Origin of the sequence: Bifidobacterium ruminantium DSM 6489 (genome assembly GCF_000770925.1) — a bacterium.
GTDB lineage: Bacteria > Actinomycetota > Actinomycetes > Actinomycetales > Bifidobacteriaceae > Bifidobacterium > Bifidobacterium ruminantium.
Window position 1 is genome coordinate 90,130 of record NZ_JDTK01000005.1, and the last position, 24,670, is coordinate 114,799.

At 62.9% G+C, this 24,670-nt stretch carries 14 protein-coding genes, 1 tRNA gene and 2 pseudogenes; 15 read left to right on the forward strand and 2 right to left on the reverse strand.

Annotated elements, in window-relative coordinates:
• Positions 1–131: 131 nt before the first annotated feature.
• Complete coding sequence (gene nucS, locus OU26_RS03825; protein WP_026646862.1) at positions 132–836, forward strand: endonuclease NucS; 705 nt, start codon at positions 132–134, stop codon at positions 834–836.
• 57 nt (positions 837–893) lie between these two features.
• Here nucS and OU26_RS03830 read toward each other — a convergent pair whose 3' ends face one another.
• Positions 894–1,865, reverse strand: coding sequence for an FKBP-type peptidyl-prolyl cis-trans isomerase (locus OU26_RS03830; RefSeq protein WP_026646863.1), 972 nt, complete (start codon positions 1,863–1,865; stop codon positions 894–896).
• A 69-nt stretch (positions 1,866–1,934) separates the two neighbouring features.
• On the opposite strand from OU26_RS03830, the pseudogene OU26_RS03835 reads away from it, so the two are divergent.
• The 12 genes and pseudogenes from OU26_RS03835 to OU26_RS03890 all read left to right on the forward strand — a co-directional run.
• A pseudogene (locus tag OU26_RS03835) lies at positions 1,935–3,005 on the forward strand (hypothetical protein); the annotation flags it as partial.
• Between the two features lie 509 nt (positions 3,006–3,514).
• Complete coding sequence (locus tag OU26_RS03840; protein ID WP_026646864.1) at positions 3,515–4,519, forward strand: DUF8094 domain-containing protein; 1,005 nt, start codon at positions 3,515–3,517, stop codon at positions 4,517–4,519.
• A 157-nt stretch (positions 4,520–4,676) separates the two neighbouring features.
• Positions 4,677–5,645, forward strand: a complete 969-nt coding sequence (locus OU26_RS03845; RefSeq protein WP_026646865.1) for a tetratricopeptide repeat protein — start codon at positions 4,677–4,679, stop codon at positions 5,643–5,645.
• Between the two features lie 88 nt (positions 5,646–5,733).
• A tRNA-Arg gene (locus OU26_RS03850) sits at positions 5,734–5,806 on the forward strand.
• A 194-nt stretch (positions 5,807–6,000) separates the two neighbouring features.
• Entirely contained in the window at positions 6,001–6,390 is a 390-nt protein-coding gene (locus OU26_RS03855) for a Rid family detoxifying hydrolase (protein ID WP_026646866.1), read from the forward strand.
• Between the two features lie 309 nt (positions 6,391–6,699).
• Positions 6,700–8,093 (forward strand): annotated as a pseudogene (locus OU26_RS09425) (amino acid permease).
• 31 nt (positions 8,094–8,124) lie between these two features.
• The gene (gene argS, locus OU26_RS03865) at positions 8,125–9,915 is read left to right on the forward strand and encodes an arginine--tRNA ligase (protein ID WP_026646867.1); all 1,791 of its coding nucleotides are present in this window, start codon (positions 8,125–8,127) and stop codon (positions 9,913–9,915) included.
• A 22-nt stretch (positions 9,916–9,937) separates the two neighbouring features.
• Positions 9,938–11,515: a diaminopimelate decarboxylase family protein gene (locus OU26_RS03870; protein WP_026646868.1), complete on the forward strand. Its 1,578-nt coding sequence runs from the start codon at positions 9,938–9,940 to the stop codon at positions 11,513–11,515.
• Positions 11,516–11,677: 162 nt separating this feature from the next.
• On the forward strand, positions 11,678–12,994 hold the full coding sequence (locus OU26_RS03875) for a homoserine dehydrogenase (RefSeq protein ID WP_026646869.1): 1,317 nt from the start codon (positions 11,678–11,680) through the stop codon (positions 12,992–12,994).
• A gap of 171 nt (positions 12,995–13,165) precedes the next feature.
• A complete protein-coding gene (thrB, locus tag OU26_RS03880; RefSeq protein ID WP_026646870.1) occupies positions 13,166–14,170 on the forward strand; it encodes a homoserine kinase in 1,005 nt (334 codons plus the stop codon).
• Positions 14,167–15,615: a Maf family protein gene (locus OU26_RS03885; RefSeq protein WP_026646871.1), complete on the forward strand. Its 1,449-nt coding sequence runs from the start codon at positions 14,167–14,169 to the stop codon at positions 15,613–15,615. Before thrB ends, OU26_RS03885 begins: the two co-directional genes overlap by 4 nt.
• A gap of 114 nt (positions 15,616–15,729) precedes the next feature.
• On the forward strand, positions 15,730–16,848 hold the full coding sequence (locus tag OU26_RS03890; RefSeq protein ID WP_026646872.1) for a LacI family DNA-binding transcriptional regulator: 1,119 nt from the start codon (positions 15,730–15,732) through the stop codon (positions 16,846–16,848).
• 327 nt (positions 16,849–17,175) lie between these two features.
• On the opposite strand, the gene OU26_RS03895 is transcribed toward OU26_RS03890, so the two are convergent.
• A complete protein-coding gene (locus OU26_RS03895; RefSeq protein WP_026646873.1) occupies positions 17,176–18,999 on the reverse strand; it encodes an AMP-dependent synthetase/ligase in 1,824 nt (607 codons plus the stop codon).
• Between the two features lie 590 nt (positions 19,000–19,589).
• Here OU26_RS03895 and OU26_RS03900 point away from each other — a divergent pair.
• Both OU26_RS03900 and pdxS read left to right on the forward strand, forming a co-directional pair.
• Positions 19,590–23,429, forward strand: a complete 3,840-nt coding sequence (locus OU26_RS03900) for a thiol reductant ABC exporter subunit CydD/CydC (RefSeq protein WP_026646874.1) — start codon at positions 19,590–19,592, stop codon at positions 23,427–23,429.
• 342 nt (positions 23,430–23,771) lie between these two features.
• Positions 23,772–24,647 carry a pyridoxal 5'-phosphate synthase lyase subunit PdxS gene (gene pdxS / locus OU26_RS03905; protein ID WP_026646875.1) on the forward strand — a complete coding sequence of 292 codons (876 nt, stop codon included), beginning with the start codon at positions 23,772–23,774 and terminating at the stop codon, positions 24,645–24,647.
• Positions 24,648–24,670 lie beyond the last annotated feature (23 nt).

A 24,670-nucleotide genomic window follows, 5' to 3' on the forward strand; every position in this document is an offset into this window, starting at 1 on the left:
CCGTCGAACGTCAGGCGGTTCGTCGATAGCAATGCATTTTGTATTGCGATTCGACGGGCCGCCTTTGTTCTTGCCTTCGCTTCCACCGTCGTCGCACGCTCGTCATCGCACGCATGGTAGGGTAGTGCCTCGTGCGAATTATTGTTGCTGACTGCTCCGCTGAATATTCCGGACGATTGAACGCCTCCCTGCCGCTCGCCAAGCGCGTGCTGCTCATCAAGGCGGACAACAGCCTACTCATCTTCTCCGAACTTGGCTCATACAAGCCGCTCAACTGGATGTCAGCGCCCTGCAGCATCAAGGACATCACCCCGGACCGCGCCGACGACGACGTGGACACCGAAGTGCCTCAGAAAGTGATCCGAGCCTCGGCGGACAAATCTAACGACGTGCTCGAAGTGACCCTGCAACACATCTATTCGGACGAAACCTACGATCTGGGCGAGGACCCCGGACTGATCAAGGACGGCGTCGAAGACCACCTGCAGAAATACCTGGCCGAGCAGATCGAACGCATCGGTGAAGGCGCGAAGCTCGTGCGACGCGAATACCCGACCGCCATCGGACCGGTCGACATCATGGCCATCGACGGCAATGGCGAGCACGTAGCCATCGAAATCAAACGCAACGGCGGTATCGACGGCGTCGAACAGCTCACGCGGTATTGCGACCTGCTCAACCGTGACCCGCTGCTCGCTCCCGTGCACGGCATTTTCGCCGCGCAGACCATCACCCCGCAGGCACGGGTGCTTGCGCAGGACCGTGGCTTCAAATGCCTGATTCTCGATTATGAGGAGATGAAGGGCACCGAAGACGACTCTCTACGACTCTTCTAATGAAAAAGCCTCCCGGGTGGGAGGCTTTTCACTAGAAGGCTAGAGGAGCCGGCTGGATCAGTAGGCGGCGAGGATGTCGACCACGAAGACCAGCGTGGAGTTCGCCGGAATCTTGTCCTGCTTCTGATCCTTGTAGCCGAGGCTCGGCGGAACGACCAGCAGCACCTGCGAGCCGACCGTATGTCCAGCCAGACCCTGCTTCCAACCAGCAATCACGCTGTCCAGCGAGAAGGTCGAGGCTTCGCCGCGATCCCAGGAGGAATCGAACTGCGTGCCGTCAAGCAGCCAGCCGGTGTAGTTGGCCACCACGGTCTGCGTGTCCTTGACCACCGCGCCCTTGCCCTTGATGAGGTCCTGGGAGACCAGGGAATCGGAGCCCTTGTACCCGTTCATGTCGATCGACGGCTTGCCATTCTTGGCGAGCGTCACCTTCGGCAGGTCGGCGGGCACGTTCGCCACCTTGTCTCCGGTGGCCTTCTTCAGATTCTTCGACTTGGAAACCAGCGTGAGCACCATGAGATACGAGGGACCGGTGGAAGAGGAACTGGTGGAATTCGAGTCGTTGACGCCGAACGCCACGGTGGAGTTGAGCTTGAGGCTCTTGAAGATCTTGTAGTAGTCCTCCCTCATCTGACTGGTGTCGGATGTGACCACCGTGGAGCAGTCGGGGGTGTTCTTCTCCCACGTGCTGGCCAATTGGGAGCCGTCCTTGACGCTGATGGCGATGCCCTGCGAGCAGACGCGGTCGCCGTCCTCGATCTGGGCGCCATCGCCCTTCTGTAGCACCACGTAGCTGTTGTTCTCGACCGTCATAGGCGTTTTGAAGGAGATGGTCGGCTTCTTGCCGAGTTCGCCTTTGGCGGTCACTCCGGCAATCTGATGCATCTCGATTTTCTCTGAGGATGAGGAGGATTTCGAGTCCGATTTAGTGTTTTTCGCGTCGGAATTGCCGCCGCACGCTGAAACGCCGAGGCACAAGACCATCGCGCAGGCTGCCGTGACGGCCTTGGAAAGAAGTGATTTACGCATAGGGTCAACCATAGCGGCAAACCTTGATTTTTATGCAGTTTTCAGGCTTTTATAGGTAGACACTGTAGAATGGCGGGTGCTATGACTTTATCACAGGAAGAACAAGAGAAGCCGCGGATCAAGACGGGCCCGACCCGGCACGCGAAGATCATGCGTGGCATCGTCACGCCCATCTTCGGTCTGCTGGCCATCACGTGCATCGTGCTTGGCGCGCTGAACGCGACCGTGTGGAAGCCGGATAGCAGAATCGCGGCCACGATGTCGGTGAACGGCACGCAATACGTCGTCACCGACCCGAACGTGCTGCAGTTGGTGGATGATTATGTCGTTGCCTCCGTGAAATCGCGGAACGCGAAAACCGAAGTCTGCATCGCATTGGGGTCCGCGCGTGACGTAGCCGGCTGGATCGCCGGTTCTAAGTACACGCGTATCACCGGTTTGTCCGACTGGACCACGCTGTCCGCGCGACATTCCGCGGCGCAGGGAGACCCCGATGCTTCCGCGAATCAAACGGCATTCAAGGATTCCGACATGTGGCGTTCCGTGAAGTGTGGCACAGGTTCGGTGAATATGCGGATCCAGGAATCGTCTTCGAATGACGCCGATAATTCCGTGGCGCTGATCGATTTCGGCGACGGCAAGGCCGGCACGGTTTCGCTTGATTGGAATCGCCGCTCCGTTCCTAACTTTGCCATGCCGTTCTATCTTGTCGGCGGTCTGCTGGCGATTCTCGCTGTGCTTTCCGCTTCCGTGTTCGCGATGCCTCCTCATAAGCGCCGTCATCGCCGTGCCTTCGCTTCGGTCGAGGGCGCCGGCACCATGGAGGGCGACGAGACGGAGGTCGCCGAATGGGTGCGCAATGCCGAAGCAAGCGCTTCGTTCGGCGGTGGCGCCGCTCCGAAGCGTCGTCGTCGCCACGCGAGTCACGCGGCAGGCGCTTCGAGGGAGCCGGAGGAGGCTGCACAGCCGAGGATCGTCGATCCGGCCAGCCGCAATCTGGTCGCAGACCAGCAGAATGCCGCCGCTTCCGCCGCTGCGGTTCCTCCGGAGGAGGACGTGGAGGCGACTTCCGTGATTTCGCAGGATGAGCTGCTGGCGTATTTCGCCCGACTCGCCCGTGAGGAATCGTCCGAGGCACAGCAGGCCGCGCAGCCCGTGGAGCCTGCGAAAACCGAATCCGCAGTGGAACCCGCGGAAGAGGAATCCACCGCACCGCAGTCCGATCAGTCGGATGGAGCGCAGGCCGACCCGCAAGCGGAGAATTCGCAGGCGGAAGAGCCGATAGATGATTCGTCCGAATCGACGGAAACAAGTGAACCGGCGGAAGCCGAAACTGCTTCCGATTCGACGGAATCAGCGAAGCCGGATGAAACCGACGATTCGGCGGAAGCGGACGAATCAGAAGCGTCCGAATCGTCAGACACTGCGTCCGACACCGAAACGTCCGAAACGGAGTCCGGTAGCCATCCGGAAGCGTCAGAGGATTCGCACGCCAAAGAGCCGTCCGTCGGCAGCGTGTGGACACCGCAGGAATCGGAAGGCATCGACATCATGCAGGCGATCAAGGGATTGCAGGGAATCAAGGGATTGCATGTATTCGGGGATCCGCAGAAACAGGATGGCGACGACGAGGACGAGGAGGAGCAGCGATGAGAAAACGCAGTAGCGCGATTATCGCGGCCGTGCTCGCCGCGGGACTGAGCATCGGACTGTGCGGCTGCGAGGGGCAGCTGCCGACGCCGGTTCAGACGTCGTCGACGAACCAGACATCGCCCGTCCTGACGGCCAAGCAGGAGAAGAAGATCCGCACGGGCATTCTTTCGACGCTCAACCAGTGCAACCAGAATCTCGACGTCGCCACTTTGGGATCGATTCTCGAAGGGCCGGAGCTGGATATCCGCACCAGCGAGCTGAACGTGGCGAGAGCCACGGGCAACCTTGACCGCAAGACCACCATCCCCACCGATCTGGCACAGACCGTGATCTCCACGGACAGCGGCTGGCCGCGCACGGTGTTCTCGATCACCACGACCACCGAGGACCAGCAGTCCAAGCGTCTGCTGGTGCTGAAGCAGGATTCCGCACGGCAGAACTACAAACTGTGGGGCGTGGCACGTCTGTTCTCCGGTGTGAAGATGCCGAGTTTCGAGGTCTCCCAGACCGGCAGCGCGCAGGGCACGCCGACGGACACGGGTCTGGTCATGACGCCGAAGGCCGCGGTCGCCGCATACGCGGACCTGCTGCAGAACGGGGCCAACAGCAAGTTCGCCGGCAAATTCGCGGACGACGATTTGCGTACGAAGCTGGCCGAGCTGACCGATCAGGTGCAGAAGGCCATGGAGCTCAATGAAGGCACCCAGCAGCAGGTATTCACGCCTGTCGATGGAGCCATCGCCATCATGCGTTCCGCGGATGGCGGCGACTTGGTGGTCGCCCAGATCAACTCCGAATGGACGCGTACCGCCGGAGCCGGACGCGAATCGCAGCCGGCCTCCGACGCGGAGAAGGCGCTGTTCGGCGACGGCAAAGCCACCAGCACTATGAAGACAAGCTATGTGAACGTGATCGCGCTGTATGTGCCGCCGGCGAAATCCGGGCAGAAGATCACTGCGGTCGGCTCCGAACGCCAGCCCGTGAAGGTCGAGGCGTTGTAAGCCGTCGGACATCGGTCCTGAAGTCACGTTGACGGCGGATTTCCGCCCGTCGCGTATCTTTGGCATCCTCGACGCACCCGCGGGAATGAAAACCGTGAAATCGTTGTTGGCACCTATAGTTGGTGCCAGCAACGATTTTGTGTTTTGGGAGGCATGTATGGCAGAGAAGCAGGCGTTCAATCCGGGTGTTTCATTGGCGGGAGCCGTTGATCTGGAGGCACTCAAGCACCAGGTCAAGGCCGAACCGGGACAGGCCGGGGGAGCGCCGGCGGCCGGCGGATACGTCATCGACACCACGGAGAACACGTTCCAGGCCATGGTGCAGACCTCCGCCACGTTCCCGATTCTGCTGTTCCTGTGGGTGCCGACCGACGACCGTCTGTTCCCCATGGCACGCACGCTGGGTGACGCGGTGAACAAGCTCAATGGCCAGATCCAGCTGTCCCGCATCGACATCGCATCCAATCCGTCCATCGCGCAGGCGTTCCAGATCCAGGGGGCTCCGGCGCTGTTCGCGTTGATTGGCGGCCGTCCGATGCCGATTCTGCAGGGACTGCCTTCCGACGAGGAGCTGCAGCAGATCACGGACGTGGTTGTGCCGAAGCTGATCACGGCCGCGCAGCAGGCCGGAGTGACCGGCGCCGCGCCGTATTCGGGCGATCCCGATTCCGACGCGGCCAATTTCGCATCCGCGTCCAGCGTCCAGGACCAGGTGCCGCCGGAGCATCAGGAGGCGTACATGCTGGCGCAGCAGGGCGATTACGCCGGTGCCGCCGCCGCTTACGAGAAGGTTTTGGAAGCCGATCCGAACGATGCGCGCGCGGCCCGCGAACGTGCGAAGGCATTGCTGCTGGCTCGTTCCGGCGATGCGGATGTGCGCGTGGTGCGCGCCGCAGCTGCCGACAAGCCGGATGATGTGGACGCGCAGCTTGCTGTCGCCGACGTCGACATGATTGGAGGACAGATCCAGGACGCGTTCGACCGTCTGCTCGATTTCGTGGCGGCCGGCCACAAGGCCGACATCGAGCCGGTGCGCAAGCGTCTGCTGGAATACTTCACGATTCCCGACCCGACCGATGAGCGTCTGAAGCGCGCGCGTCGTCGTCTCGCCACCCTCATGTACTGATTTTCCTTGCGATTGCAAGGGGCACGCCACTTTTTTCACCGTATCGTGTCGCAAACGGGCGGCGAGCGTGTAAAGTAGTGTGGCGCACGGGTTTGTAGCTCAGCGGATAGAGCGTCTGTCTCCGGAACAGAAGGTCGTGGGTTCGATCCCCATCAAGCCCACCGGGCAAGGCTCCAGTCGAATGGCTGGAGTCTTTTTCATTGCTGCCTCCATTGTTGACGTGATTACCGGCGCCGCCATATCGCCCTGTGAACGATTTCCCTGCTTCCACCCATTGCGAACGTATGCTTTACATACACGCTTTGGGCGCGCGATCAGACGTGCGCCCGCATACCTTACGACAAAGGAGAACAGTATGAGCAACAAGTTGGAAGCAGTGGCCACCTCCGAAGCCCCGGCGGCGCTCGGCGCCTACAGCCAGGCCGTGAAGGCCAACGGATTCGTGTTCGTCTCCGGCCAGCTGGGCATCGACCCGGCCACCGGTGAGCTGGCCGGCGCCACCGCGGGCGAGCAGGCCGCCCAGGCTCTGAAGAACATCAAGCACATTCTCGACACCGCCGGTTCCGGCCTTGAGAATGTGGTTCGCGCCACCATCTACATGAAGAACGTCGAGGACTTCCATGAGGTCGACGACGTGTACGCGCAGACCTTCATCGGTTCCGTCAAGCCGGCCCGCGTGGCCTTCGGCGGCAACGACATTCCGAAGGGCGCCCTTGTGGAGATTGACGCCATCGCCGCTCTCTGAGTATTCCGTAGACGTCGCGCACATCGCAATCGTCTCAATCGATGGCCCGCATGCTCCATCCGGCATGCGGGCCATCGCCGTCGAACGGGACAGGCGCGCATTGCCGTGAGCCTGCCGTATAGTATTGCGATTGTGCGGCCAACCAAAGTGCGTGCCGCGCCCAACCAAAGTCAACAGGAGCCGGAATCAAGCATGGCCGAATCGCACGCGCAACCGCAATCGCCGCAAGCAAAGCCGCAGAAGCAGGCGGGTGGACCGCAGCAACCGCAGCCGCAGTCCAACGCCGAACAAGGCGGATTGGAACGCAAGATGGAGACGCGCCACCTGACGATGATCTCGCTTGGCGGCGTCATCGGCACGGGCCTGTTCTTAAGCTCCGGCTACACCATCCATCAGGCCGGACCCCTTGGCGCAATCATCGCCTACGCCATCGGCTCCGCGCTCGTCTACTTCATCATGCTGAGCCTCGGCGAACTGTCCGTAGCCATGCCGTACGCCGGCAGCTTCCACCTGTACGCCAAGAATTCATCGGCCCCGGCACTGCGTTCACCATCGCCGTGCTGTACTGGCTCAATTGGGCGGTGGCGCTCGCCTCCGAATTCACCGCCGCGGGCCTGCTGATGCAACGCTGGTTCCCGCATTCGCCCGCCTGGATCTGGTCGGCCGCGTTCATCGCGGTCGTGTTCCTGCTCAACATCCTGTCGGTGCGGTTGTACGGCGAATCGGAATTCTGGTTCGCATCCATCAAGGTGTTCGCCATCGTAGCGTTCATCGTCATCGGCCTGCTGGCCATGTTCGGCGCGATTCCAATCGCCGGCTACGACCATGCGCCGTTGTTCGAGAACTTCTATAACGACGGCTGGCTGCCGAACGGCGTGCTGCCGATCTTCTCCACCCTGCTCACAGTGGTGTTCGCCTTCTCCGGCACGGAAGTGGTCGGCGTTGCGGCCGGCGAGACGAAGGATCCGTCCAAGGCGATTCCGAAGGCCGTGCACACCACCGTGCTGCGTCTGACGATCTTCTTCATCGGGTCGATCGGCGTCATGGCCGCGCTGATTCCGTGGCACAAGTCCGGCGTGGACACGAGCCCGTTCGTGCTGGTGTTCCAGTCGATCGGCATGCCGTTCGCCGGTGACGTCATGAATTTTGTGGTGCTGACGGCCGTCCTGTCCGCCGCGAATTCCGGCCTGTACGTGTGCTCGCGCATGGTGTGGTCGCTGGCGCAGGAAGGCATGATCCCGCGTGTGCTCGCCAAAACCAACTTCCATGGCGTGCCCGTGTTCGCCGTGCTGTTCAGCATGGCCGGCTCCCTGCTGGCGTTGCTGTCTTCCGTGGTGGCCGCCTCGACTGTGTATCTGGCATTGGTGGCGATTTCCGGCTTGGCCACGCTGGTGGTGTGGATGTCGGTTTCCGTCTGCCATATACGGTTCCGTTGGCAATGGCTTGCGCAGGGGCATACGGTCGACGAGCTCAAATACCGCGCGCCCGGCTATCCTTTCGTGCCTATTGCTGCGATCGTGATGTGCATTGGAGCGCTGGTTCTGGTGATCTGCGATCCGTCGCAGCGATCGACGCTGCTGTACATGATTCCGTTTGTCGCGCTGTGTTACGCGGGCTATTACGCGTCCGTGGCCTGGCGTGCGAAACGGCATGGCGGACAGGACGTCCAGCAGCCCGTTCGGAAGGATGGGCGGAAGGGCTGAATCTGTCTGCGCGCCCGGTAGACTTGGAGGAATGAGTCCAGAAGCGCTTAGTGAACTGATTTTCAACATTGCCAACACCCTTGTTTCCGAAGGCAAGGCCGGCACCCTGACCTCCGACCTGATTCCACCGCAGGCAAAATTCGCCGTCATGCGTCCGAAGGATCGCGCGCATGGCGATTGGGCCTCCAACGCGGCCATGCAGCTGGCCAAGAAGGCCGGCATGAAGCCGCGTGACTTCGCGGAGCTGTTCGCCGCGGAACTCACCAAGGCCGACGGCATCAAATCTGTCGAAGTGGCGGGCCCCGGCTTCATCAACATCACGCTCGATTCCGCCTCCGCGGCGGCCGTGGTGGACGCCGTGCTCGAAGCCGGCGACGCATACGGCAAGAACGACCATCTGTCCGGCAAGACCCTGAACCTCGAGTTCGTCTCCGCCAATCCGACCGGCCCGATCCACATCGGCGGCACCCGCTGGGCCGCGGTCGGCGACTCCATGGCCCGCGTGCTCGAAGCCAACGGCGCCAAGGTGGTGCGCGAATACTACTTCAACGACCACGGCGAGCAGATCAACCGCTTCGCCAAGTCTCTCGTGGCCGCCGCGCACAGCGAAACCACGCCGATCGACGGCTACAAGGGCGCGTACATCGACGAGATCGCCAAGCGTGTGATCGACGAGGCCACGGCGGACGGCGTCGACATCCTGAACCTGCCGCGCGTGGACGGCGGCGTCGACAAGGACGGCGAGCCGCTGGGCGAAGGCGATTCCGAGCAGCGCGAGGAGTTCCGCAAGCGCGCCGTGCCGATGATGTTCGACGAGATCCAGAAGTCCATGAAGAACTTCCGCGTCAACTTCGACGTGTGGTTCCATGAGAACAGCCTGTATTCCGACGGCGAGGTCGACAAGGCCATCGCCGACCTGCGCGAGCGCGGCGACATCTTCGAAAAGGACGGCGCCACCTGGTTCGCGTCCACCAAGCACGGCGACGACAAGGATCGCGTGATCATCAAGTCCGACGGCAACTACGCGTACTTCGCCGCCGACATCGCCTACTACCGCAACAAGCGCCACCGCGACGTGAACCCGGCCGACGTGGCCATCTACATGCTCGGCGCCGACCACCACGGCTACATCGGCCGCATGATGGCCATGTGCGAGGCGTTCGGCGACAAGCCGGGCGAGAACATGCAGATCCTGATCGGCCAGCTCGTCAACGTGATGAAGGACGGCAAGGCCGTGCGCATGTCCAAGCGCGCCGGCAACGTTGTCACCATCGACGATTTGACCGACGCCATCGGAGTGGACGCCTCCCGTTACTCGCTGGCGCGCACCGATTACAACTCCCCGGTGGACATCGACCTGAACCTGCTGTCCTCGCATTCCAACGAGAACCCGGTGTACTACGTGCAGTACGCGCACGCCCGTTCCTGCAACGTGGACCGTAACGCGGCCGCCGCGGGCATCACCTACGAAGGCGCCGACGTGAGCCTGCTCGACACCACCGCCGACGGCGAAGTGCTCGCCGCGCTCGCCCAGTGGCCCGCCCTGCTCAAGGAAGCCGGCGACCTGCGCGCCCCGCACCGCGTGGCCCACTACCTGGAGGACCTCGCCGCCACGTATCACAAGTGGTACAACGTGGAACGCGTCGTGCCGATGGAGCTCACCGACCCGGAGGCGCGCGGAGAGGAAGCCGAAGCCATCCGCATCGCCAAAGCCCCGGAACCGGCACGTGCCGCCGCACGACTGAAGCTCAACGACGCCGTGAGGACGGTCATCGCCGAAGGTCTCGATCTGCTCGGCGTCGCCGCCCCGGACAAGATGTGACCGGAAGGAGAGAGCGCAAACCATGCCTGTCACTGCGATTTGGCCGGCCGGCTCGGCTGTGAACGACGAAGGCGAAATCACCTTCCATGGCCGCACCGCGGCAAGCCTGCTCGACGAATTCGGCTCCCCGCTCTACGTCATCGACACCGATGACGTGCGCGCCCGCGCCACGAAATTCGTCCACTCCGCCGCCACCGCGTTCAACAACACCGTCACCCATGTCAGCTTCGCCGGCAAGGCGCTGCTGAGCAAGGAGATCTGCCGAATCGTCACCGAATCCGGCATGCTCATCGACACCTGCTCCATGGGCGAGATGCGCATCGCGCTCGCCGCGGGCGTTCCCGGCCGCCGACTCGTGCTGCACGGCAACAACAAGTCCGATGCGGAAATCGAGCTGGCCATCGAACAGGGCTTCAACAAGATCGTCGTCGACGAGCCGGGCGAGCCGGAGCGCATCGCGGCAATCGCCAAGCGTCTCGGCAAGCGCGCACGCGTCATGCTGCGCGTCACGTCCGGCATCCACGCCGGCGGTCACGAATTCGTGTCTACCGCGCACGAGGACCAGAAATTCGGCGTGGCCCTGCTGCCGGCCGGAGCCGACGCGGGCAAGCTTTCCGTACTCGACGACCTGACCGACGTGACGCCGGCAGGATCGAACGCGCGGCTGGGGGAGAACGCTGACGGTGCTTCCCACGCGGAACGCAAGCTCCAGTACGACGTCAAATACCCGTACGATCTGAGTCACGAGAAGGTCTCCGAAGGCGACCGCAAGCTCGCCGACGCCATGACCATGGTGGCCGACGGCCCGGCGCTCGCCGTGCTCAAGGACATCTACCGCCGTCAGGATGTGCTCGAACTGGTCGGCGTGCATTCGCACATCGGCTCCAACATCCATGACGCCGACGCCTTCATCCAGGCGGCCAAGCGCATGATGCTGCTGCGCAAGACCTTCTACGCCACCGACGCGTACACCCTGCCGGAGGTTGATCTGGGCGGCGGCTATTCCGTGGCCTACACCGACGGTGAGGATTCCATGGACATCGACGTGGAGCTCGGCAGGCTCGCCGACGCGGTCAACACCGTGAACCGTGCGCTCGGCATGCCGGCCCCCGTCATCTCCTTCGAGCCGGGCCGCTGGACGGTGGCCCCGACGGGCGTCACGCTGTACCGCGTGGGCACCGTCAAGCCGGTGCAGCTGACCGGTGAAGCCAAAGACAAGGGCGGCAATCCGGTGACGGAACGCGTGTACGTGTCCGTGGACGGCGGCATGTCCGACAACATCCGCCCGGCGCTGTACGGCTCCGACTACACCGCGAGAATCGCGAATCGCAAGGGATCCGACGAGACCAAGCTGTGCCGCGTGGTCGGCATGCACTGCGAATCGGGCGACATCGTCGTTAACGAAGTGCGTCTGCCGGCCGACATCAGGCGCGGGGACATTCTCGCCGTGCCCGTCACCGGCGCGTACGGCCGCACGATGGCCAGCAACTACAACCAGGCGCTGATTCCGGCGGTGGTGGGTGTCGGCGAGGCCGGAGCGCACGTCATGATCCGCCGTCAGACGATCGACGACCTGCTCGGCTGGGATGTGAGCGAGTAGCGTTCGTCTCACGTTGCGGACGCGATATGGATGCAATATGGACGGTTTTCGGGTTTGACCCCGGAAGCCGTCCATTTTCGTACGATTCCGCCGCCCCACGTCACGTTGAGACCGTACAATGAGCATGGTTATACCAATACTTCGCATTCAAGGGAGGATGCCTTGGCACAGGAAGATGTTGCGCCGATTCGCGTTGGATTGCTGGGCGCGGGTACCGTCGGTTCCCAGACCGCACGCCTGCTGGTCGAGCAGAAGGACGAGCTTGCCGCACGTATCGGACGACCGATCGAGCTGACCGGCGTCGCCTGCCTTGACCCGGCGGAAACCGATCCGTTCCCGTGGATCGACAAGGCCATCGTGACCACCGACACCATGAGCGTGGCCACCAATTCCGATATCGTCATCGAGCTGATCGGCGGCACCGGCGTGGCACGCAAGTTCGTGCTTGCCGCCATCGAATCCGGTGCCTCCGTGGTCACCGCCAACAAGGCGCTGCTGGCCAAGTATGGTCCGGAGATCTACGCGGCCGCCGAAGCCAAGGGCGTCGACATCTACTTCGAAGCCTCCGTGGGAGGCGCCATCCCGTTCCTCAAGCCGCTGCGCGAATCCCTCGTCGGAGACAAGGTGACGAGCATGCTCGGCATCGTCAACGGCACCACCAACTACATTCTCGACGAGATGACCACCAAAGGCCTCGACTTCGACGACGTGCTCAAGGACGCTCAGGCCAAGGGCTACGCCGAAGCCGATCCGACCGGCGACATCGAGGGCTACGACGCGGCCAACAAGGCCGCCATCATGGCCACCCTCGGCTTCCATACCTCCGTCACCATCGACGACGTCTCCGTCGAAGGCATCACCAAGATCACCGCCGACGACATCGCCGCCGCCACCGCGGAAAACAAGGTGATCAAGCTGCTCGCCGTCGTGGAGAACACCGATGCCGGCGTGTCCGCGCGCGTCTACCCGGCACTGATCTCCAATACCCATCCGCTGGCCTCCGTGCACGGTTCCTTCAACGCCGTGTTCGTCAAGGCCGAAGCCGCGGACGACCTCATGTTCTACGGTCGCGGCGCAGGCGGCGCTCCGACCGCCTCCGCGGTCGTCGGAGACGTCGTGACCGAAGCCCGCCATATCGCGCAGGGCTGCACCGGCCCGTCCATCCCGCTGTACAAGGATCTGAAGAAGGCTCCGATCGAGGCTTCCAAGGCCGAGTTCGCTGTCCGCTTCGTGATTCACGACAATCCGGGCGTGCTCGCCGCGATCGCAGCCAAGTTCGCCGACCATGGCGTGTCCATCAACGGCGTGAACCAGGATTTGAAGCCGACGCTGAAGGATCCGGGCTACGATGGCGAACTGCAGCAGCTGCGTCTGGTCACCCACATGACCGACGAGCTTACCCTGCGCGAAACCGTCAAGGACGTGTGCGAGCTGGATTGCGTGTGCGGAGAGCCGTCGATCCTGCGCGTGCTGAACTGATATCGGATGCGATTCGGGCCCATGATGAGATTGGCATGCAAGCCATGCCAAGCCGCCATCATGGGCCCGAATGCGATACATGGGTGCGGTTCCCCCTGAAATTTGACTCTGGCACTGCCACGGTATACGGTGCTTGATTTGTAATGAAGATGTGACGAAGGACGACGAGAGATGACTCCAGTTACCCGCAAGGTGCGTGTGAAGGTTCCGGCCACCAGCGCCAATCTTGGCTCCGGCTTCGATACGGTCGGTTTGGCCTTGGACTACCATGACGAGCTTGAATTCACGCTGAGCGCCGACCCGGTGAACACCGCGGCGCAGGTGATGATCGAAGGCGAGGGCGAGGACACCCTGCCGCGTGACGAGACGCACCTGGTGGTCTCCACGTTCCGCCGCGCATGCCAGACCTTCGGCCTGGGGCGTGTCGGATTCATTCTGCAGGCGCACAACAACATCCCGCAGGCGCGAGGCATGGGCTCCTCCGCCGAGGCCATCGTCGCCGGCATCGCCGCCGCGGCCGCCTTCGCGCAGGACGACGACCTCAACCGCGACGCCGTGTTCGAGCTGGCCGCCGCCATCGAAGGCCATCCGGACAACGTGGCTCCGGCCGTGTACGGCGGACTGACCATGTCCTGGGACATGGAGACCGCGGAAGGCGTCGGGTCCGTGCCGATTCCGGGCGGCGAGCCGATGCACAACGGCTTCCACACCATCAACTACCGCGTGGCGGACGATCTGACCGCGGCCGTGTTCGTGCCGGACTACGAACTGTCCACCGAAAAGGCCCGTCAGGCGCTGCCGACCGAGATTCCGTTCAAAGACGCCGTGCACAACGTCTCCCGCGTGAGCCTGCTGCCGGCCGCCATGAACCCCGCGATGCTGGCCTCCGGCTCGCGCCAGAACGCCAATGCGCTGCTGTTCGCCGCCACGCAGGATCGTCTGCACCAGCCGTTCCGTGCGCCGCTGATGGAACCGTCCTGGGCGCTGATCGAGAAAATGCGTTCCCATGGCTTCGCCTCCACGGTGTCCGGCGCCGGCCCGTGCGTGCTGGTGCTGCATCATGGCGACGCGCATGAGGAGCTTGAGCAGATCGCCGCCGAGGAGCTGGCGTCCGGCCATTGGCGTGTACTGCACCTCGCGGTCGACACCAAGGGCGTGCAGGTGGAGCGCGCATGAGCATTCCGCTGATCCTCGCCTCCCAGTCCCGTCCGCGCCGTGACGTGCTGTTCTCGGCCGGCATCTGCCCGACCATCCGCGTCTCGCACGTCGACGAGCCGGCAGCGCTGGAACGCGAGGCCGCGTCGCTCGGCACCACAGTCGACAATCTGACCGTCGAACAGCGTGTGATGATCCTCGCCACCGCCAAAGCCGAAGCCGTGCATCAGGCGTATCGCAACATCGCGGACGCCGCATCGCACGCGAGCGGCGAACGGATCGTCGGATTCCCGCTGAAGGCGACTGGCCAGGCGTCCGGCTCCGGCGAGCGCGTCACCCTGCGCGCCGACGAGGTCCAATCCGCCGACAGTGTGAAGACCCGCGACTTCTCCGGCGTCACCGTTCCCACCGTCACCGAGCCGATTGCCGATTTTCTGGACGGACGGCCAAGTCTGACCCGTTCGAAGGTCGGACCGCTGATTCTGGGTTGCGATTCCATGTTCCTCATGGACGGCGAATGCTATGGCAAGCCGCACAGCGAGGAGGTCGCGCGCGAACGTTTGCGCGCCATGCGCGGCTCCACCGGCGAGCTGTGGACCGGACACTGCCTCATCGACTTTGCTTCGGGACGCATGGTACGCGGCGCCAGCAAGGCCACGCTGCATTTCTGTGATTATTCCGATCGCGACATCGAACGCTACATCGCCACAGGCGAGCCGTTGGAAGTGGCGGGATCATTCACTCTGGAAGGCTTTGGCGGCGCGTTCATCGATTCGATCGAAGGCGATCCGCATGGCATCATCGGACTGAGCCTTCCGCTGGCACGCCGGCTGGCGGCGCAACTGGGCGTCGAATGGACGGATTTGTGGAACGTCAAGCGTTCCGATTTGGCTCCCACCGTTGAATACGATTCGAAGACGGGCGCTGAGAAGCCGCTGCCGCCCAAGGAAAATGTGCACCAGCCTGGCGATGGCTGGGTGGTCTGCGATTGCGGGCGCAAGCATTGGGGCACGAACGGCGCGTCCGGCGTGCTGCTGGCACGTCGTGACGAAACGACCGGCGAAGCGACGCATGTCGTCATGCAGCATCGCGCCGCGTGGAGCGCGGAGGGCGGCACGTGGGGCATCCCTGGCGGCGCCACCGCGGACGGCGAAAGCCCCATCGAAGGCGCGTTGCGCGAATCGTATGAGGAAGCCAACATCACGCCGGAGGACATCGACGTGGTCGGCTCGTACTGCGAGGATCATGGGCCGTGGGCGTACACCACGGTGTTCGCGTTCGAGAAACCGGGGCATCGCGTCGAGCCGAAGGCCAATGACGACGAAAGCATGGAGATCGAATGGGTGCTGATCGACGAGGTGCCCAATCGCAAGCTGCTGACCGCCATGCGCACCGACTGGCCCAACTTCGCCAAGCGGCTGCGCGATCTGGCCGATGTGCGCAATAACGGACGGAACGAGCGGTAGCCTGTGCCCGTGCAGGTCTTCAAAACCTAGGAACAAGAAGACCGTTAGCGCTAACTGAAGTTGCGTGTACAATAGGCGAACGTACCAACAGTTGTGTGCGAAAGGCGACGGGGCATGGCAGGCAAACGCAATGCGGGCAATAAGCGTCCTTCGATGTTCGAAGTGGCGAAACTGGCGGGTGTGAGCCACCAGACGGTTTCCCGCGTCATCAACCATTCGCCGGACGTCTCCGACGCCACCCGCGAAAAAGTGCGGAAGGCCGTCGACGAACTCGGATATCGCCCCAGCAACTCCGCCCGTGCGCTCGCTTCGCACCGTTCCCGTACCATCGGGCTCATCGCCGGCGGCCAGCATTTCTACGGTCCGGTTTCCACCATTTCCTCGATTGAGGCGATGGCCCGACAGCACGGCCTGTTCATGGCGGTGAGCATGGTGCATGAGGCGCTGTGCTCGCAGGAGGAATTCGACGACCTGTGCCGCACCTTCGATGAGATGAACGTCGACGCGTTCATCTTCCTCACGCCGACCGACGTCATGTTCTCCGCCGCGTGCCGCACGCAGATCACGTCGCCGCGCGTGATTGTCACATCCACGCATGGGAGCATCGGTGTGCAGGACGGCCTGCGCTTGATGAAGCCCGCCGATCGTCGCCGCGTGTCCGTCGTCGGTATGGACCAGTGGTCCGCGATGTCCGACGTGATGCGGCTCGTCGTGGGATACGGCCACCGTTCGGTGCTGTATTTCGCGGGACCCAAGGAGTGGCGTGACGCGGCGACGCGTCTGCTGGCATGGAACAAGCTGTGCGCGGCGAACTCGGTCAGCTCGGTGACGGTGCAGTGCGATACCTGGGAATCCTCCGAAGCGTACGGCAAGATGAACCATATCCTCGACAACATCGGCCGCATCGGCGGCAGTCTGCCGACCTGCGTGATCTGCGCCAACGACAGCCAGGCCGTGGGCGTGGCCCGCGCGCTGCACGAGCATGGCGTGCGGATCCCGCAGGACGTGAGCCTGGTGGGCTTCGACGACATGCCCGCCATGGACAACATGTTCCCGCCGCTGACCACGGTGCGTCCCGATTTCGAGCAGCTGGGCGTCGCCGCCATGCGCGAGGCGCTGTACCTGCTGGGGGAGGGGGAGGAGAACTCCTTCGGCTCGTCGCAGCACGGCGTCGGACTGGTGTCGGCGCAGGTGATCAGCCGCAGTTCCTTGGGGCCTGTGCGCCGCCGTTGATGCGCGCTTTCCGTATCCGTCTGGCTGATTCGAATTCTTGCGGCCGCGTTGCCCGGCGGGGTCGGCTCGATTCCGGGACGCAGTGCCGGAAACCGTCCCAATCCGCCGGCACAGGCTTCCAAATGTGTCACGATTCCGATTTTCGGGCTTTATTTTGAATCGTGACTCATTCCCCATTACAGAAATACCCCCTAATTGCTATTCCTTGGATGGAAATTGCGATTAGGGGGTATTTGTCGATCGCCAAATGTGTCACGATTCAATTTTTTGCCCGAAAATCGAGATCGTGACACATGCAGCGGCATACACGGGGGGTAAAAACCGCGGTCAGCGCTTGCCCGCGTACAGCTGCTGGTCGATCACGTCGGCGAACACGCGGTTCACGGCCGGGCGCACCACCTTCAGCGACGGCGTCAGGCACTTGTTCTCCTGCGTGAACTGCGCGTCGAGCACCACGAACTTGCGCACGGATTCGGCGCGCGACACCGTCGCGTTCGCCTTGTCCACGTACTTCTGGATTTCGTCGTGCACCGCAGCGGTGGTGGCCACGCGGTCGAGCGGAGTGTCCGCGGACAGTCCCACGGAGGGCAGCCATGCCTCTAGGCCCTCCGGATCGAGCGTGATCAGCGCGCCGATGAACGGACGATTGTCGCCCACCACCACGGCATGCTCCACAATCGGGCACTTCGCGATCTCCTGCTCCATCGGAATGGGGGAGACGTTCTTGCCGCCGGCTGTGATGATGATGTCCTTCTTACGTCCCGTGATTGTGATGCGGCCCTCGTCATCGATCGACGCCAGATCGCCGGTCCTGAGCCAATCATCCTCGGTGAACGCCTCCGCCGTCTTCTCCGGAAGATTGTGGTAGCCCATGAAAACGTTCGGTCCCTTGACCTGCAGCTCGCCATCGTCGGAAATGCGCACGGACGATCCCGGCGCAGGCTGACCGACGGTGCCGATCACATTGTCCGTGACGCGGGTCGCGGCGAACGGCGCCGCGGTTTCCGTCATGCCGTAACCCTGGATCATCGGCAGGCCGATGCCGTTGAAGAAATGCGCCAGCGACACGTCCAGCGGAGCGCCGCCGCACGCCACGTAACGGATGCGCGGGCCCAGCGCGCCGCGCACGGTGCGGTACACGGACGCCTCGTACGACAGATGCTCGGCCGTCTGCTTCATGGTCGGCTTCTCGCCGGCCTGCTGCATGCGCGACCAGTCGCGAGCGGACTCGGCGGCCTTGAGGAACAGGCGGCCCTTCCAGCCCATACCGGCCTTGCGGGAAGCCGCGTTGTACACCTTCTCGAACACGCGCGGCACGCCCAGCAGATACGTCGGCTCGAACGAACGCACGTCCGGCAGCAGCGTCTTGGTGTCCGGTAGATAGCCGACCACGCCGTCATCGGAGGCGATCGACGCGTACTGGATGAAGCGCGCGAAGCAGTGGGCGAGCGGCAGGAACAGCAGCAGACGCGGATGGTCCTCGAGAATCATCTCGTGCAGCGCAAGGCTGCCGGCGCGAGTGATCGACACGAAATTGCGATGCGACAGCTCTGCACCCTTCGGCGCTCCCGTGGAGCCGGAGGTGTACACGATGGTGGCCAGGTCGTCGGCATGAACCGACTTGATGCGCTCGTCCAGCTCCTCGTCGGACACGGTGACGCCCAACCCCTCCAAGGCCCCCATGGCATTGGAGTCGAGCATCAGAATGTGCTTCAGCGACGGGCAGTGGTCGATCACGGAATCGAGGCGGTCGAAGCGCTCGCGATCGTCCGCGATGGCCAGCTTCACGTCGGAATCGTTGAGAATGCGTTCGGCCTGCGCCGCGGAATCGGTGTCGTAGATCGGCACATTGACCGCGCCGATCGCGGCCAGCGCGAAGTCGAGCACGCCCCATTCGTAACGGGTGGTGGAGAAGAGGGTCACGGCGTCACCTTTGGCGATGCCGAACGCGATGAGGCCTTTGGCGGCGGAGATCACGTTTTTGTGGAATTCGCCGGTTGTCACCTTGGCCCACTGTCCGGGGGTGGTTTTGCGCTCCGCGATCACGGTGTCCTCGCCGGTGCGCGCGATGCGCTCGGTGAGCAGTGAATAGATCGATTCGTCGTCGCGTACCTCGACGGATGCGCCCGGGGTCGTGTACTCGGTGAGCATGAAGTGTTCTCTTTTCTTGCGATTGCTGCGATTGGTGACGGTTGCGCGCCGCTTCGCTCCGCGTTGCCGTCACGTGCCTCGTACATCCTAAGTTACGGTGGCGTAAGTCCGCATTGTAAGAAACGACAAGAAATATTCCGAGGTGTTTGTGTGAAATGACAAATCGGATGGAACCGTCAAATCTGCTGGAATCTGGTGCACGGCTGTAACAGTTCAAAAAAAGGTTTGACGTAGATATCGGACGCGTTGCCGATCACGTGGGCAACGGGGTGTGGTCGGCTCTGGAAACGGCGGAAAATCGGGCAAAACAAGTCGAAATGATGTTGCGGGCGCCGGCGTTTCCCGTGTACACTCAGTCTTGACGCAACTCTTACCCCTTGCGTCAGGGCTGTTTGCTCAACGGCGAACATTCAGCCACCTACTTTTCGCCGTTACCTTCGGTCCATGCCGTGATTCCATCATTCTCCGCGATTCGCCGCAACGCCATTGTCTTTCGTCTGCGCGCCCGATACGCTTGAAACGATTGCTTCGGAACGATTGCGCTGATGCGTTTCGGACGCGGTTGATTCGATCACGCTGAAAGGGATGGAATGTTCGATAAAAGGCTGTCTTCCTTGGCTGACGGCGTCGGCCGGCTGGTCGCGGCGAAGGTTGTCTGCCAATGGCTGGGTCTGGTGGCCAACATCGCCTTCGTCGTGGCAATGGTGCGCATGCTGCAGCCATTGTTCGCGTCCGTCCGGCCGGCCACCGTGGCGTGCCTTGCGGTCGCTGTGGCAGCCGCGATTGTGCGATTCGCCGCAACCCGCGCCGCCGCACGCTTCGGCACCGAAGCCGCCGAACGCGTCAAACTCGCCCTGCGTGAGAAACTGTTCAACAAAATGCTCGCGCTCGGCCCGTCCTACGCGCAGCGAGTGCGCACCGCCGACGTGGTGCAGTCCTCGGGCGAAGGCATCGAACAGATACAAAGCTTCTTCGAACTGTTCCTGCCGCAACTGTTCTACGCCGTGCTCGCGCCCGTCACGCTGTTCGTGGTGCTCGCGCCGGTCGACCTGCCCACCGCGGCGACGCTGCTCGTCTGCGCGCCGCTGATCGTGCTCATCGTCGGCATGGTGGCCATGCGCGCCTCCCGGGTATTCAAGAAATACTGGGGCAAATACACGGACATGGGATCCGCGTTCCTTGATGATCTGCAGGGCTTGGAAACGTTGAAGACCTTCGACGCGGACGCCCGTGCCGCGCGCGTCATGGACGAGAAGGCGGAGCAGTTCCGTGTGACGACCATGAACGTGCTGCAGATCCAGCTGCGCTCGCTTACGGCGATGGATGCGGTCGCGTATGGCGGAGCCGCGGCCGGCATCGGCGTCGCGATATGGCGTTTTGCGACCGGCGCGATGCGGCCTTCCGGTATGCTGTTCGGCTTGATTCCACTGAATCTGGTGCCGATCGCTGCTGTGGTGCTGACGATTCTGCTGTCCGCCGATTTCTTCATTCCACTGCGGCAGCTCGGTTCGTATTTCCATGTCGCGATGAACGGCATGACGTCCACAAAGCGCATTTTCGCGCTGCTGGATGCGCCCGAACCGGAACATGGCAGTGAAGAACTGCCGGAATACGGGGCTTCCGGGCAGGGCGTCGGTGTGGAGTTCGACGGAGTCTCGTATCAGTATGCGGACGCGGAAGCGGATAGCGCTCCGCAGGCCCGACGCATATCCTCCCAACCGCCTTCCGAACGACAGGGCGCGAACGTCGCCTCCGGCACGGATTCCGGCCGATCCGACCATTCGGATGAAGTGCGCTACGCGCTACGCGACGTGTCCTTCCAAGCGCGGCCCGGCCAGGTCACTGCCATCGTCGGTCCCTCCGGCTCCGGCAAATCCACGGCCATCCGACTGCTCGCCGGCACCCTGACCGGATACGAAGGCGGTCTGAACCTATGCGGGCAATCCTTCGCCGACGCTCAGCCGGCCTGCTTCCATATCCGCAGCCTCACGTCCGCATCCCTCACCCGCGAAATCTCCATCGTCTCCGCGCATAGCCATCTGTTCGCCGGCACCCTGCGCGACAACCTGCTCATGGCATGCCCCGATACGACCGACGACCAATTGTGGCAGGCGCTGGAAGCGGCGCATATCGACGATTTCGTACGCGCGCAATCGCAGGGACTCGACATGCGGATCATGCATGACGGAAGCAACCTGTCCGGAGGGCAACAGCAGCGCATCGCGATCGCCCGCGTGCTGCTACGCCAATCGGCCGTCTATATTTTCGACGAGGCCACCAGCAGTGTCGACGTGGAAAGCGAAACCTTGATTCTACGGACGATTCGCGCGCTCGCCGATGATGGGAAAACCGTGCTGATGGTCACGCACCGCATGGCGAACGCGGCCGACGCGGACCATGTGGTCGTGTTCGATAGGGGTTCCATCGTGGAGCAGGGCGCGCACGATGGGCTCATAGCCGCGGATGGCACGTACGCCAAGCTGTTCCGTGCGCAGGAGAACGTGGAACGGGTGGGCCGCCGCGGGGTGTCCAGCGTGTCTCGGCTGGATTGCGCGCACCATGATGGCCGTGATGATGATCGTGATGGAGGCCGTTGCGAAAACCGGCATGAGACCCGTGGATCCCAGGTCTTGCATGCCTCAGAATCCGCTGATTCCGCTGAATCCGCCGATTCCTCCGGTTCTGCCAATTCCGCCGATTCCGCCATGCCGGTATCCAAAGTCATCGCCCGGCTGCTGCACGAGGTCGGCCCTCTGCGCAAGTACATGGCGATCGCCTGCGCGTGCGGTGTCGCCGGCCATCTCGCCGCCACCTTCCTGCCGGTCTTCGGCGTGGCCGCCCTGTTCGCGGCCGCCGGCCACAAAGTCTGGAATCTCAACGTTCCTGTGGCAATCGCGGCCATGATCGTCTGCGCGCTCATCCGCGGCGGCATGCGCTACACCGAGCAGTACATGAACCACAATGTGGCCTTCCGTTTGCTCGCGCTGTTCCGGTCGAAGACGTTCGCTGCGCTGCGCCGTCTCGCGCCGGCCAAACTGTCCGGCAAGGGCAAGGGCGACCTGATCGCGCTGGTCACTACCGACGTCGAACTGCTGGAGATTTTCTTTGCGCACACCATCTCGCCGGTCGTCATCGCCATCGTGACCACGGCCATCTACGCGATTGCGCTGCTCACGCTGAACCCAGCCATCGCCATCGAATTGCTGATCGCGCATCTGGTCATCGGCATCGTGCTGCCGAAACTCTTCGCCACTGCCGTGGGCGGGCTCGGCTCCGGCATCCGCAAGGAGTCCGCGAGCCTCGATGACGAGATGCTCGACAACATGCGAGGTCTGGACGAGGTCATCCGCTTCGGCCAGGGCTCCGCGCGACTCGCCGACATCGTCGCACGCACCCGCTCGCTATGGGCGCGACGAGCCCGGCTCAGCGCCAAAAACGGTGATTTCGCAGGTTTCGGCGCGGTCCTGGTCATTTTGTTCACCGCGATAGCCGCGCTGCTCGCCATCATCACTTCCGGCGCGGTAGCGCCTCTCGTAGCCGACGACATGATGGCCTCCGCGCAATGGTCCATGTCCGACTCCGCGCCGGGTCTCGTCGCGGCGTTCGCGCTGCTGGCCAGCTCGTTCGGCCCGACGCTTGCCTTGAGCGCGCTGCCGGCCAACCTTACGCAGACCTTCGCTTCCGCGCGCCGTTTGTTCGCTTTGATGGACGAGGCGCCCGCGGTGAAGGAAAACGGCGATTTCCTGCCGAAATACCATGGCATGTCCATGCATGATGTCGTGTTCGGATATGGGAATTCCAGCGATGGCTCCGCCTCCGAACCGATTCTCGACGGTGTCTCGCTCGACGTTCCGCAGCGCGGTATCCTCGGTATCCAGGGGCCGTCCGGACGCGGCAAATCGACGTTGCTGAAGCTGCTCATGCGCTACTGGGACCCGGATTCCGGCCTGGTCACGCTGTCCGAAGTGCCGCTGCCGCAGGTCGACGCGCATCATCGCCGCCGTCTGCAGACGATGATGGGGCAGGAGACGTATCTGTTCGACGGCACGATTCGTGAGAATCTGCTGATGGCATGCGATGTGGACGATTCGTCCGCTCCACCAGCCAGCGACGATGTGCTGCGTGCTGCCCTCGCCAAGGCTTCCGCGCTTGATCTGGTCGATTCGCTTCCCAAGGGGCTTGACACCCCCGTCGGCGAACTCGGCGGCCGGCTTTCGGAAGGCGAGAGGCAGCGTATCGGTCTGGCTCGCATCTTCCTGCGCAACGCGTCCCTGGTGCTGTTCGACGAGCCGACGAGCCGTCTCGACGCCTACAATGAATCCGTGATTCTGCAATCGATCGACGCCTTGGCGCAGCGGGGGAGCGCGGTGCTGCTCGTATCGCACCGCGATTCCACCATGCGCGTCGCGGACCACGTCATACGTATGTGACCGACGGACGTGCGTCACGTACGCCTTTCCGTGCGACACGCGCGTCCGCAATGTGGTCGTATGAAAAACGAACGTCATTCGTGTTTTCTATATCGCGTGCGATGGGGTGGAAAAGCGTGCGAATCGAAAGCGTCGGTCGCGGACGGGGCAAGAAAAGCGGGCGAAATCGGAGGAATGTCGACGGAATCGAAATAGCAGGAAAATGAAACAATACTGAAAATAGGCGTGCAATTTTAATAAAACCAACTTATTTACGTCTCGTAATATTCAGTTCGCGTGAAATCGAAATGGAAAATCGTTAGTATCTGTGTCAAAGGCAAATCCTTCGACGAAAGGCTGGCGATGTCCAACAACAGGAACGAACTGAACAAGAATCTGGCGCAGATGCTCAAGGGCGGCGTGATCATGGACGTCACCACCCCGGAACAGGCGAAGATCGCGCAGGACGCGGGCGCATGCGCGGTGATGGCGCTCGAGCGCATCCCGGCCGACATCCGCGCAGCCGGCGGCGTCTCCCGCATGAGCGACCCGGCCATGATCAAGGGCATCCAGGAAGCCGTGTCCATCCCGGTCATGGCCAAGGTGCGCATCGGCCACATCGCGGAAGCCCGCATCCTGCAGGCCATCGAAATCGACTACATCGACGAATCCGAAGTGTTGAGCCCCGCCGACGACGTGTACCACATCGACAAGAACCAGTTCGATGTGCCGTTCGTGTGCGGCGCGAAGAACTTGGGCGAGGCTCTGCGCCGCATCGCCGAAGGCGCGTCCATGATCCGCACCAAGGGAGAGCCGGGCACCGGCGACGTCATCCAGGCCGTACGCCACATGCGCACCATGAACAAGCAGATCCGCGAGCTTGTCTCCCTGCGCGACGACGAGGTGTACGAGGCCGCCAAGCAGCTGGCCGTGCCGTACGACCTTGCCAAGTACGTGCACGACAACGGTCGTCTGCCCGTCGTGAACTTCGCCGCCGGCGGTGTGGCCACCCCGGCCGATGCAGCCCTCATGATGGAACTCGGTGCCGAAGGTGTGTTCGTCGGCTCCGGCATCTTCAAGTCCGGCGACCCGGCCAAGCGCGCCGCCGCCATCGTGCAGGCCACCGCCAACTGGCAGGACGCCGACCTGCTCGCGCGCCTGTCCGAAAACCTCGGCGAGGCCATGGTCGGCATCAACGAGGACGAGATCCAGACCATCATGGCGGCTCGCGGCGAGTGATTGGGCGCGGTGGGTGATTGGGC